The organism is Streptomyces sp. NPDC029044, assembly GCF_040637495.1.
GTDB lineage: Bacteria > Actinomycetota > Actinomycetes > Streptomycetales > Streptomycetaceae > Streptomyces.
The window spans coordinates 85336-97895 of sequence record NZ_JBEZWN010000011.1 but is presented as its reverse complement, the minus strand read 5'-3'; the positions used below and the strand labels follow the sequence as shown (position 1 = coordinate 97895).

Sequence of the window (12560 nt, the reverse complement as noted above, 5' to 3'; positions counted from 1 at the left end):
TCGTTTGCCGCGCATCCGCCGAAGTGGGGCGACGGTTAGTCGGTACATGACCGAGGCGACCAGGAAAGACGGCTGGGCGGTAACGCTCGGCCCGTACACCTACATTCCCGCTCCAGCGCACTCGTCGGCGACCGTCAACGGGACGCTCACCAGAGGGGGTTGCCCGGTCGCGTTGCAGGTGACCGAGCCGGTCCTGCGCGATTTCATCGACCGCATGAGCGCGCTGGAAAAGGATCTCGCCCGCCGGTGGATCAGTGCCACGGATTGGCCCGCTTTCGCGCTTGCGGAATAGTCGGGCCCCGCCATGTACGACAAAGTAGAGGGCACCGGCCGGCACCGGGCTCCGGCCCGCGATTTCATCACTCCCCTCACCCCGCCCGACCCGACCTGGGACCCCGCCGAGGAACTGGCGTTCATCCTGGAGGAGGCCCTCGGGGAGCAGGCGACGAGGATTCCCGCCCCCCGGGACGAGGACCCGGCCCCCGTCGCGGATCCGGCACCGGCCGCCGCCCCGGGCACCCATATGCGGCGGCTCCAGGACATCACCGAGGAACTGCCGCCCGTACGGGAAGTACCCCGGCGGCACCGCAGGGTCCGGGCGCGCAAAGGCCACGGCCTGCTCCGCACCACCAGCTTCCTGGTCGCCGCCCTCGCGGCCGTCATCGCCTCCGCGGTGAGCCTCCTGAGCGGCATCGTCGCCTACGACCCCCTGCGGCTGGTCGCCGTGTCCCCCGCGGCGAGGGGCCTGCGCACCTGGTGGCCGCTGCTGGTGTACGGGCCCTGGCTGGTGGGTTCGCTGTCCGTCCTGCGTGCCGCGCTGCACCAGCGCCGTGCCGTGCACTCCTGGTGCGTGGTCCTGGTCTTCTCCTCCATCGCCGTGCTGCTGTGCGTGGTCCAGGCGCCCCGGACCGTCCTCGGCACCGCGGCGGCCGCCCTGCCCGGCCTCGCCGCCCTGGCGTGCTTCCAGCAGGTCGTCCGCCAGATCACCCTGACCAGGCCGCCGATGCGGTCGGTACCCCGTCACCGGGTGGGGCAGGCTCCGCCGGACACGGGTGCGGCAGGCCGGAAGAACGCGGAGGGCCCGAAGGACCCGGGCCCTCGGACGGGCGAGGCCGGGCCCTCCCTGAAGGGCACCCGCCCCTGAGTTCGACAGGGCCGCGCACGCCCGCGCCCCGGCCGCTGTAGGTTCGCGGCATGTCCGGGCACCTCGATCACCGTCTGCTGTGCGGCTTCGTCGCCGTCGCCGAGGAACTGCACTTCACGCGTGCCGCGGTGCGGCTGCACGTGGCTCAGCAGGCACTCAGCCGGGACGTGCGGCGACTGGAGCGGGAACTCGGCGCCGAGCTGTTCGTGCGGACCACCCGGCAGGTGACGCTCACCGCCGACGGGGAGCGGCTGCTGCCGTACGCCCGCCGGGTGCTCCAGGCGCAGGACGAACTGCTCGCCGCCTTCGACCAGGCCCGGCCGCTGCTGGTCGACCTCAACTCGCCGGGCCTGGTCACACCGCGCCGGGTGCTGCACGCGGCGCGCGAACTCGCCCCCCGCCACGAACTCATGGCCCGCTACGAGAGCGGCCTGACCGGCGCCGCCGGAGAACTGCTCGCCGGCCGGCTGGACGCGTCGTTCGGACGGTTCGCCGGGCTGGACCCGGCGCTGCGGTCCGGGCTCGACCACCAGCCCGTGCGGCTGGAGCCGATGGCGGTCGTGCTGCCGGACGACCACCGGCTGGCCTCGTGGGAGGCCGTGCCGCTCGCCGAGCTGGCCGGCGAGAGCGTCTACGCGGGTGCCGGCAACCCGCGCACACCGGAGTGGACCGGACTCGCGCGGCTGCTGTTCGAGGGGCGGGGCATCGAAATCGCGCCACCCGCGCCGCTGGCCGTCGGGGATGAGGAGTTCCAGCGGGTCATGGCCAGAACGCGCCATCCGGTCCTGACCGTCGTGGACGTCCCGGCCCTGCCGTCGATGGTGGTGCGGCCCCTGGTGGACCCGGTTCCGCTGTCCCCCGTCTCCCTGGTGTGGCGCAAGGGCCTGACCCATCCCGCGTTCGACGCGCTGCGCCGGGCGGTGGCCCGGCTGGCTGCGGAAACGGGCTGGTTGCGCAGGCCCGAGGGTGCCTGGTTGCCGGCCGGAGACGATGTCCTCATGGCGTCTCACGGCTGACACGATTCGACACGGCGCCCACACAGAACCTGCGCGTGCGCTACATTCGACCCCTGAGCACGGTGTGGTAAGAGGGGGCGCTCGGACGGGTGGGGGCCCGATCCGACGGCGGGTGCTCAGGTCGGCAAGCGCACCTGAACCATCCCGTGGGGGGAAGTGCGTGCGCGTGACAAAGTGGCGAGAAGACGCCCAACCCGAGTGGCCCGAGGCCGCCGTGGCTACCGGGGAACTCCCGTCGGACAGCGGAGCCCGGGACGGGAGAGCCACCCAGGTCTTCCCCGACCGCGATGTCCGGACGACCGGCCACCGGCTGCCCGCCGGGACGGAGATACTGCGCGGCATTCCCCGCCAGAGCGAGGGCGAGGCCGACTCGCTCGCCCCGCAGCCGGGCACCGGGACGTCGGTCCCGCAGCCGGGGACCGGGACGTCGGTCCGCGACCCCTGGCAGGAGCAGGAGGAAGCCGGGGCCGAACCGCCGGAGGACACCCCCGACGCCGACGGGCAGACCCACGATCCGCACGAGGTCACCGTCCAGCTCGACGCCGTGCAGCTCGGGGACGGCTTCCTGCGGCACGTCAAGGAGGGCGGCCCGGGCGCCGAGGCCGCCGCCGACCGGCCCGTCTTCGTCGACGAGTCCGGCCGCCGCAGCCGCCGCTACCGCCGGATCGGCATGGCCGTCGCCCTGGCCTGCGGCGCCTACGCCGTGGTCATCGTCGCCACGCTGCTGTCGGGCAACTCCAACGCCCCCTGGCTGCCCGTGCCGACCAAGGACGACAACCCGCCGGCCGGGCAGGTCGACACCCCGTCGCTGCCCGCCGAGTCGGCACCCGCCACCGGCACCGGCACCGGCGCCACCGCCCCGGGCAGCACGCCGGCGACCGGCCAGCCCACGGCACCCGGGCCCGGCCTCAGTGCCGCCGTACCCGATACCACCGCCGGCACCGGCCGCTCCGGCACTTCCGCCGAGCCCACGCCGAGCGCGACCCGGACCGCCCCGGCAACGGGCGGCAAGGCCACCGCCCCGGCACCCACCAAACCGGCGGACCCGCCGAGCACACCGGCCACCGACCCGACCCCGACGGTCGAGCCCACGGCCACGCCCACCGAGACGACGGGCACCGGCGGCGACGGCGGCACCGTCGCCGAGGGCCCGGCCGAGCCGCAGCCCGTCGCGGAGACACCGGCCGCCGCGTAGTCCTCCGCGTCCGCGAAAGCGGCGCCCGCCGCCCGGGCGCCGCTCCACCACTCTTCCGGCCGGGCGCCGCACCGGCACCGGTCCGGGCCGGCGGGCGAACCCCGAACGCTCCGGAGCGGAGCCGCGCAGCTCGCGATCACCCGCTCCACCCGCTCCACCCACCCGTCCCGCTCCCGCAGTGGGACCTCAGGACGTCACGGAGTGCGCCCCACCCCGCGCAACCGAGACGTCCCCGACCGGCCGGGCCCGACCCACGACACCGTCCGCCCGCCTCCGTCCCCGTACCACCCCATCCCGCACCACCCGGAGTACCACCACCCATGGCATCCCGTACTCGCCGTTCCGGGCCCGCGTCGCGAGCCCGTGGCGGCTTCAGGCGCCGGCGCCTGCCCATGCGTCTGCTGCTGCCCCTGTTCGTGCTCGTCGCCCTCGGCGCGATGCTCATGCTGCGCGGCTACGTGCACAGCGAGATCCTCGCCGACCACCGCGTCGGCCCGCCCGCGGCGAACGACCGCGTCCCGAAGGACATCCTGAAGGGCGGGCCCGTCATCGACACCCGCAACGGGAAGCCCACCGCTCTGGAACTCCCGGACGGCGAACTGGTCCTGACCTTCGACGACGGCCCGGACCCGAGGTGGACGCCCCAGGTCCTCGACGTCCTGAAGAAGCACGACGCCCGGGCCGTCTTCTTCATCACCGGCACCATGGCCTCCCGTCACCCGGACCTCGTCCAGCGCATGGTCGACGAGGGCCACGAGATCGGCCTGCACACCTTCAACCACCCGGACCTGTCGCTCCAGACCAAGAGCCGCGTCGACTGGGAGCTGTCCCAGAACCAGCTCGCGCTGGCCGGGGCCGCCGGCATCCGCACCTCGCTGTTCCGCCCGCCCTACTCGTCGTTCGCCCACAACATGGACAACAACACGTGGCCGGTCACCGAGTACATCGGCAGCAAGGGCTACATCACCATCGTCAACAACACCGACAGCGAGGACTGGCGCCGGCCCGGCGTCCAGAAGATCATCAGCAACGCCACGCCGAAGGACGGCAAGGGCGCCATCGTGCTGATGCACGACTCCGGCGGTGACCGCTCCCAGACCGTGGCCGCGCTCGACACGTACATCTCCGGGCTGCAGGACAAGGGCTACCGCTTCCACACCCTCACCGGCGCCCTGGACGCGCCGAGCGCACACACCCGCGTCGCCGGGCTGGAGTCGCTGAAGGGCGAGGCGTGGGTCTTCCTGGTGCAGGCCTCCGAGAACGTGACCGGGGTCCTCGTCGCGGGCCTCGCCGTCGTCGGTGTGCTGGTCTTCGGGCGTCTCGGGCTGATGCTGATCCTCTCCGTGGCGCACGCCCGCCGGGTCCGGCGCCGCGGGTTCAGCTGGGGTGAACCCGTCACGGAACCGGTGTCCGTCCTCGTGCCCGCCTACAACGAGGCCAAGTGCATCGAGCAGACGGTCCGTTCGCTCGTCGCCAGCGACCACCCCATCGAGGTGCTGGTCATCGACGACGGCTCCAGCGACGGCACCGCCCGGATCGTCGAGAACCTGAACCTGCCCGGTGTGCGCGTCGTCCGCCAGCTCAACGCCGGCAAGCCCGCCGCCCTCAACCGGGGCATCGCCAACGCCAAGTACGACCTGATCGTGATGATGGACGGCGACACCGTCTTCGAGCCGACCACCGTCCGCGAACTCGTCCAGCCCTTCGGCGACCCGCGCGTGGGCGCCGTCGCGGGCAACGCCAAGGTCGGCAACCGGGACTCGCTCATCGGCGCGTGGCAGCACATCGAGTACGTGATGGGCTTCAACCTCGACCGCCGCATGTACGACGTGCTGCGCTGCATGCCCACCATCCCCGGCGCGGTCGGGGCGTTCCGGCGCAGCGCACTGGAACGCGTCGGCGGCATGAGCGACGACACGCTCGCCGAGGACACCGACATCACCATGGCCATGCACCGCGACGGCTGGCACGTGGTGTACGCCGAGAAGGCCGTGGCCTGGACCGAGGCCCCGGAGTCCGTCCAGCAGTTGTGGTCCCAGCGCTACCGCTGGTCCTACGGCACCATGCAGGCCATCTGGAAGCACCGCCGGTCCGTCTTCGAACGGGGACCCTCGGGCCGCTTCGGCCGGGTCGGCATGCCGCTCGTGTCCATGTTCATGGTCGTGGCACCGCTGCTGGCCCCCCTGATCGACGTGTTCCTGCTGTACGGGCTGGTGTTCGGACCCACCGAGAAGACCATCGGAGCCTGGCTCGGCGTCCTCGCGGTGCAGGGTGTGTGCGCGGCCTACGCGTTCCACCTGGACAAGGAACGCATGACCCACCTGATCTCCCTCCCGCTCCAGCAACTCCTCTACCGCCAGCTGATGTACGTCGTCCTGCTCCAGTCCTGGATCACCGCCCTCACCGGCGGCCGGCTGCGCTGGCAGAAGCTGCGGCGCACGGGCGCGGTGGGCCTGCCCGGCCCCGGATCCGGCACGCCCCAGCAGATGACGGAGAAGAGGCCGGTCGGATGACCACGCAGGTGACCACCGCGGCCGAGGCCGCGCCTCAGGAGCGGGCCTCCTCGAAGAAACCCGGCCGCGACCGGTACTTCGACCTGCTGCGCGCCCTCGCGCTGTTCCGCGTCGTGCTGTACCACCTGACGGGCTGGGCCTGGCTGCCGCTGCTGTTCCCGTCCATGGGCGTGATGTTCGCACTGGCCGGGAGCCTCATGGCCCGCTCGCTGAAGCGCCCGGCCGTGCAGGTGATCCGCGGCCGGATGCGCCGGCTGCTGCCCCCGCTGTGGCTGCTGGGCGTCGTCGGCGTCACCGGCATGGTCCTCCAGGGCTGGGGCCCGGACGCGGACGGACACCCCGGCTGGTGGCTGCTCCACCTCACCTTCTGGATCGTCCCGCTCAGCGACCCGCCCTACGCGGAGGGCCTGCCCGGCATCCACGGGTTCATCGGCGAGAACTGGGCCGCGGACCTCGCGGGCCCGCTGTGGTACATCCGCGCCTACCTCTGGTACGTCCTGCTGTCCCCGCTGCTGCTGAAGGCCCTGCGGGCCCTGCCGGTCGTCACGATCCTCGCGCCCCTCGCCCTGGCCGTCGCCTTCGAGCAGGAATGGCTCACGCTGCCCGGTGAGCGGGTCCCCTCGGCGCTCACGGACTTCTCCACCTTCGGCGCCTGCTGGATCCTCGGCATGGCCCACCAGGAGGGCATCCTGCGACGGCTGCCGCGCTACATCGTGCCGTCCGTCGCCCCGGTCATCGCGCTGGCCGGTCTCTGGTACGCCCTGCACCACGACTTCGGCACCGGGAACGACCTGGACAGCATGCCGCTGGCCCAGGCCCTGTGGTCCTTCGGCACGGTGTTCCTGCTGCTGCACCTCAGCCCTTCCTGGACGGAGTGGCCGCGCCGGCTGCGCCCCTTCGCGGGGACGATCACCCTGCTCAACTCCCGGGCCGTGACCATCTACCTGTGGCACAACACCTGCATCCTGATCGCCGCGACCCTGTGGGACCGCCTGTGGGGCTTCCCCCTGCTGGAACAGAACGTGCCCGGCCTGCTGGAGAGCGTCTGGCCGGTGCTGCTCCTGGTCTGGGCCCTGATCGGCTGCTGCGTCCTGGCCTTCGGCTGGGCGGAGGACCTGGCGGCGAAGCAGAAGCCACGGTTGTGGCCGGTGAAGGAGCCCGGGGCGAGGCGCCGTGGGGGGCGGAGACGCTCGGTACCCGGCAGCTGAGCAAGGCCCGCCGGTGTGGAAAACTGCCCGGGTTGCGCTTGTGAACAAGTGGTCGGCGGGAGCGGTGGGGATGAGTAAGCGGCAGATGCAGAAGATGCTGCGGCTGATGGCGAGCGGGGAACCCGTCGAGCTCACCAGCCCGATGGCGTCCGTGAAGAAGCTCGCCCGGCTGGCCTTCGTCGCCCAGCAGTTCGGGTACGAGTACGCCGACGTCCGCCAGAGCAGCGGGCGCAACGGCGCGCTCACCATGCTGCTGCTGCCCGACCCCAGCCCGCAGGCACGGGCCCGGGCCGGGCAGAACTGGGCGCAGTACCCCGACGCGGCCGACGGCGTCTCCGTGCCGCCCGTCGTGCCGGGCGCCTTCGAACTCCTCAAGGCCCGCATCAACTTCGACCTCACCGGCAAGCACGCCGAGAAGCGCATGGGGTACGGGGCCCTGGGCGTCTCCCTCGGCTGCGTGATCCTCGGTTTCCGTTTCGGGGGCGAGGCCGTCGACTTCGTCGTGGCCGGTGTGTTGTGGCTGCTGTTCATGGCGGTGTTCGGCATCGGCCTCGTGGTGACCCGCAAGCGCAACGTCAAGTTCGCGGCCCGGTTGCAGGCGGCGGGCTTCCTGCCGGTGACGGACGAGAACGGCCGGACGCGGTACCTGCCGCCGGGGGCGCAGCTGCCCGGGCAGGGCAATCCGTTCGCGGGCGGGCCGTACGGGCAGCAGGCGCCCGGGCCGTACGAGCAGCAAGCACCGGCACCGGGCCCGTACGCGCAGCAGGCCCCGGGCCTGTACGCGCAGCAGGCACCGGCACCGGGCCCATACGAGCAGCAGGCACCGGCACCGGCACCGGCACCGGCACCGTATGGCGGGCAGGGCGCGTATCCGGCTCAGCCCGCCCCGGGCCCCTACGGCGGTCCGCCCGCCGCTGGTCCCTACCCCGGCCAGGCCGCCCCGGGCCCGTACCAGGGCCAGCCCGCCCCCGGCCCGTACGGAGCGCAGCCCCCGGGCCCGTACGGACAGCCCTACCACCAGCCCCACCCCCAGCAGCAGAACCCGCACTGGCAGCCCCCGCAGCACTAGGGGGCCTCCGAAACCCGCCGGAACCTCTCATCCCGCCCGAGCCGGGGGTGAGAGCAAAGTTCCCTCGCGGACACCCGCGGTGCCACAGGCAGGAAACGCGTCCTCCCTACCTTCGGGTTCAGTCATTCGAAGCACGACCGAGCCCCGGAGCACAGTGGAGGCGTCATGACAGGCCCTGGCACGGCACCCGCACCCCCGAGCAAGGGCGGACGCTGGATCCGGCACTGGGATCCGGAGAACGAGACGTTCTGGAAGGAGACCGGGGAGAAGATCGCCCGGCGGAACCTCTTCTTCTCCGTGCTGTCCGAGCACATCGGCTTCTCGATCTGGACCCTGTGGTCCGTGCTGGTGCTGTTCATGGGCCCGGAGTACGGGCTCACCCCGGCCGACAAGTTCATGCTGACCTCGATGGTCACGCTGGTCGGCGCCGTCGTCCGCGTCCCCTACACCTTCGCTGTGGCGATCTTCGGCGGACGGAACTGGACGATCATCTCCGCGGCCCTGCTGCTGATCCCGACCGTGGCCGCGTTCGCCGTGATGGAGCCGGGGACCTCCTTCTCCACGTTCCTGCTGGTCGGCCTGCTCGCCGGTGTCGGCGGCGGCAACTTCGCCTCGTCCATGACCAACATCAACGCCTTCTTCCCGCTGCGGAAGAAGGGCTGGGCCCTCGGCCTGAACGCGGGCGGCGGCAACATCGGCGTGCCGGTGGCGCAGCTCGCCGCGCTGGCGATCATCGGGGCGGGCGGCGGACCGCGCGTGCTGCTCGGGATCTACATCCCGCTGATCGTCGTGGCCGCCGTGATGGCCGCGCTGTTCATGGACAACCTGGAGAACGTCAAGAACGACACCGGTGCCGCGAAGGACGCCGCGCGGGACGGCCACACCTGGATCATGTCCTTCCTCTACGTCGGCACCTTCGGCTCCTTCATCGGATACAGCTTCGCCTTCGGCCAGGTGCTGACGAACCAGTTCGGCCGGACCCCGCTGGAGGCCGCCTACGTCACCTTCCTCGGTCCGCTGCTCGGCTCCCTGATCCGGCCCGTCGGCGGCCGGCTCGCCGACCGGTTCGGCGGCGCGCGGATCAGCCTGTGGAACTACGTCGCCATGGGCGTCGCGACGGCGGTCCTGATCGGCGCCTCCATGGAGAAGTCGCTGGCGCTGTTCACCGGGGCGTTCGTGGTGCTGTTCGTGCTCAGCGGGCTCGGCAACGGCTCGACGTTCAAGATGATCCCGGGCATCTTCCAGAACAAGGCCCTGGCCAAGGGGCTGGAGGGTGAGGAGGCGGCCGCGTACGGGCGGCGGCTCTCCGGGGCCTCCATGGGGCTGATCGGAGCGGTGGGCGCGCTCGGCGGCGTCGGCATCAACCTCGCCTTCCGCCAGTCCTTCCTCTCCTACGGCTCGGGCACCGGGGCGTTCGTCGCCTTCCTGGCCTTCTACGCGGTCTGCTTCGTGGTCACCTGGGCCGTATACCTTCGCCGTACGGCTCCCCGGGTACCCGTCACCACGGCGACCTCGGAGGCGAAGCCGCAGCTCAGCTACGCCGAGGTGTGACGTAACACCAGCGACATCAAGCCGATCCGGGCCTGTCACGAGCCGTTGACAGGCTCGATCGGCATGTAGGTACGCCGTACCCACGCAGTACGACGACTCGAGTGCGGGACGACAGCCATGTACGAGGAAGAACAGCGACCGGACCACGGGCCCCTGGCGGGTTTCACCGTGGGTGTGACGGCCGCGCGCCGGGCCGACGAGCTCGGGGCGCTGCTACAGCGACGCGGTGCCGCCGTCCTGCACGCACCTGCCCTCAGGATCGTGCCGCTCGCCGACGACAGTGAACTGCTGGCGGCGACGAAGGAGATCATCGAGCAGGTTCCGGACATCGTCGTGGCCACGACCGCGATCGGCTTCCGGGGCTGGGTCGAGGCCGCCGACGGCTGGGGGCTGGGGGAGGAGCTGCTGGCGCGGCTGGGCGGCGTACGGATCATGGCGCGCGGTCCGAAGGTCAAGGGCGCGGTCCGGGCCGCCGGGCTGACCGAGGAGTGGTCGCCGTCCTCGGAGTCCATGGCGGAGGTGCTGGACCGGCTGCTGGAGGAGGGCGTCGACGGTCTGCGGATCGCCATCCAGCTGCACGGTGAGCCGCTGCCCGGGTTCGTGGAGGCGCTGCGGGAGGGCGGGGCCGAGGTGGTCGGGGTGCCCGTCTACCGCTGGATGCCGCCGGAGGACATCACCCCGGTCGACCGACTGCTGGACGCGACGGTCGGCCGGGCCCTGGACGCGGTCACCTTCACCAGCGCCCCGGCAGCGGCCTCCCTGCTCTCCCGTGCGGAGGAACGCGGACTGCTCGACGAGGTCCTGGCGGCGCTCGGCCATGACGTCCTGCCGGCCTGCGTGGGCCCGGTCACCGCCCTGCCCCTGCAATCCCGCGGCATCGACACGATCCAGCCGGAGCGCTTCCGGCTCGGGCCCCTGGTGCAGCTCCTCTGCCAGGAACTTCCCGCGCGGGCCCGCTCCCTCCCCGTCGCCGGGCACCGTGTGGAGATCCGGGGGCACGCTGTCCTGGTCGACGGTCACCTCAAGCCGGTGCCGCCCGCCGGCATGTCGCTCCTGCGCGCCCTCTCCCGGCGCCCCGGCTGGGTCGTGGCCCGCGCGGACCTCCTGCGTGCCCTCCCCGGCTCCGGCCGCGACGAACACGCGGTCGAAACGGCCATGGCCCGCCTCCGCACGGCCCTCGGCACGCCGAAGCTGATCCAGACGGTGGTCAAGCGGGGCTACCGCCTGGCCCTGGACCCGAGCGCGGAGACGAAGTACGCGGACGCGTGATCCCGCCCGGGGGTTGAGCCGGAATCCGCCGACCCCGGGCCGCCCGTCCCGAGCGGGGCGCCTTGAGGCCGGCAGCCCGGCCCGGGTGGGGCGTCTTGAGGCCGGCAGCCCGGCCCGGGTGGGGCGTCTTGAGGCCGGCAGCCCGGCCTGAGTGGGCGTCTTGAGGCCGGCAGCTCGTCCCGAGTGGGGCGTCTTGAGGCCGGCAGCTCGTCCCGGGCGGGGCGTCTTGAGGCCGGCAGCTCGTCCCGGGCGGGGCGTCTTGAGGCCGGCCGCTCGTCCCGGGCGGGGCGTCTTGAGGCCGGCCGCTCGTGGTGCGTGAGGTGCCGTGGCCGGTCGTACGGGCTGGGCCGGTGGTTTTGTGTCCGGTGGCCCGTCGGAGTGTGGGGCGTCGGCTCCGGCCGACCGGCCCGAGCGGGACGCCATGAGTCCGGCCGCCCGTCCCGGGCGGGGCGTCTTGAGGCCGGCCGCTCGTCGAGCGTGAGGCGCCGTGCCCGGTCGTACGGGCTGAGCCGGTGGCTTCGGGCCCGGTGGCCCGTCGGAGTGTGAGGCGCCGGCCCCGGTCGCCCGGACCGAGCGGGACGCCTTGGCGGCCGGTGTGCCGTCGGCGCACGGCCTTCGGACCCGGCTCGGCCTGAACGCGCGTCCCTTCCGGGCGGTCGTCGCGACGAGGCGTGTGCGGGGGGTTTCCGGCGTCGTAGCGGGCAGGCACTGTAAGGGGGAGCGGTTTACCGGCCCTCTCACTGGCGTCTCACCCAGGCCCTCGCGACCGGGGTGAACCCCTAGGCGGTGACAGGCACATGGCACTGGGTACGGCCACGGCCCCCTACGAACTGCGCTTCGACGCCGGGCGGGCCTGCCTGGACCTGCTCTCCACCACGCACCCGGAGGAGCGGCTCGACTCCGTCGACGTGCTGCGCGCCTGGATCACCGGCTCCGGACTCGTCCCGGCGGACACCGTCCTGACCCACGCGGACACCGGCTGGCTGCTCGCCTTCCGTGAACTGCGCGCCCAGATCGACCGGTTGGTCCGCTGCCGGCCGAGACCCGGCGTCGCGACGTACGACCTCGCCCTCGCCCGCGTCAACGACCTGGCCCGCACCGCGCCCCCGGCCCCGCGTGCGGTCCGCGGCGAAGACGGCCAGCTCCTGCGGCGGTTGGACGGACCGCCCGGTTGCGCCGCCCTGCTCGCGGTCGTCGCCCGGGACGCCGTGGACCTGCTGACCGATCCCGTCGCCCGCGCGGCCCTGCGCCAGTGCGAAGGCGACAACTGCCCCATTGTGTACCTCGACACCTCCCGGGGACGCAGGAGGCGCTGGTGCTCCAGTGAGGTCTGCGGGAACCGCGAGAGAGTCGCCCGGCACCGTCGCCGCGCGGCACTCTCCCGCGCCTGAAACGGAATTGAGTGGTCCGTGCACTCAATTTACCTGTCCTAAATGCGACTTCTGCGACCGTGCTGTCGAAGTGATTTCGATTACATGCCGTTTACCTACGCCACCGTAGGGAAGGGCTGGCTTGAACTTTCCGATGTGGCGGAAATGTAAAGAACGCGGGGTGGGAATGTGACCCCATGTCCAGCTCGTCACGTCATCCGGAAG

General features: G+C 72.4%; 10 protein-coding genes. All 10 read left to right on the top strand.

Going from position 1 to position 12560, the window contains the following annotated elements; all coding sequences use genetic code 11:
- Positions 1-46: 46 nt before the first annotated feature.
- The 10 genes from AB0E85_RS12875 to AB0E85_RS12830 all read left to right on the top strand — a co-directional run bounded on the left by AB0E85_RS12875 (position 47) and on the right by AB0E85_RS12830 (position 12356).
- The gene (locus AB0E85_RS12875) at positions 47-292 is read left to right on the top strand and encodes a hypothetical protein (protein ID WP_361925507.1); all 246 of its coding nucleotides are present in this window, start codon (positions 47-49) and stop codon (positions 290-292) included.
- 12 nt (positions 293-304) lie between these two features.
- Positions 305-1144 (top strand): hypothetical protein, encoded by an 840-nt coding sequence (locus AB0E85_RS12870; RefSeq protein WP_361925505.1) that lies wholly within the window; start codon positions 305-307, stop codon positions 1142-1144.
- Positions 1145-1194: 50 nt separating this feature from the next.
- A complete protein-coding gene (locus AB0E85_RS12865; RefSeq protein ID WP_361925503.1) occupies positions 1195-2160 on the top strand; it encodes a LysR family transcriptional regulator in 966 nt (321 codons plus the stop codon).
- Between the two features lie 166 nt (positions 2161-2326).
- Complete coding sequence (locus AB0E85_RS12860) at positions 2327-3355, top strand: hypothetical protein (protein ID WP_361925501.1); 1029 nt, start codon at positions 2327-2329, stop codon at positions 3353-3355.
- A gap of 320 nt (positions 3356-3675) precedes the next feature.
- Positions 3676-5868 carry a bifunctional polysaccharide deacetylase/glycosyltransferase family 2 protein gene (locus AB0E85_RS12855; protein WP_361925499.1) on the top strand — a complete coding sequence of 731 codons (2193 nt, stop codon included), beginning with the start codon at positions 3676-3678 and terminating at the stop codon, positions 5866-5868.
- Positions 5865-7076 (top strand): acyltransferase family protein, encoded by a 1212-nt coding sequence (locus AB0E85_RS12850; RefSeq protein WP_361925497.1) that lies wholly within the window; start codon positions 5865-5867, stop codon positions 7074-7076. The genes AB0E85_RS12855 and AB0E85_RS12850 overlap by 4 nt, the downstream gene beginning before the upstream one ends.
- A 70-nt stretch (positions 7077-7146) precedes the next feature.
- Positions 7147-8145 (top strand): hypothetical protein, encoded by a 999-nt coding sequence (locus tag AB0E85_RS12845; RefSeq protein WP_361925495.1) that lies wholly within the window; start codon positions 7147-7149, stop codon positions 8143-8145.
- A gap of 165 nt (positions 8146-8310) precedes the next feature.
- The gene (locus AB0E85_RS12840) at positions 8311-9696 is read left to right on the top strand and encodes a nitrate/nitrite transporter (protein ID WP_361925493.1); all 1386 of its coding nucleotides are present in this window, start codon (positions 8311-8313) and stop codon (positions 9694-9696) included.
- A 117-nt stretch (positions 9697-9813) separates the two neighbouring features.
- Positions 9814-10965 carry a uroporphyrinogen-III synthase gene (locus tag AB0E85_RS12835; protein ID WP_361925491.1) on the top strand — a complete coding sequence of 384 codons (1152 nt, stop codon included), beginning with the start codon at positions 9814-9816 and terminating at the stop codon, positions 10963-10965.
- Between the two features lie 797 nt (positions 10966-11762).
- A complete protein-coding gene (locus tag AB0E85_RS12830) occupies positions 11763-12356 on the top strand; it encodes an ABATE domain-containing protein (RefSeq protein WP_361925489.1) in 594 nt (197 codons plus the stop codon).
- The last annotated feature ends 204 nt before the right edge of the window (positions 12357-12560 follow it).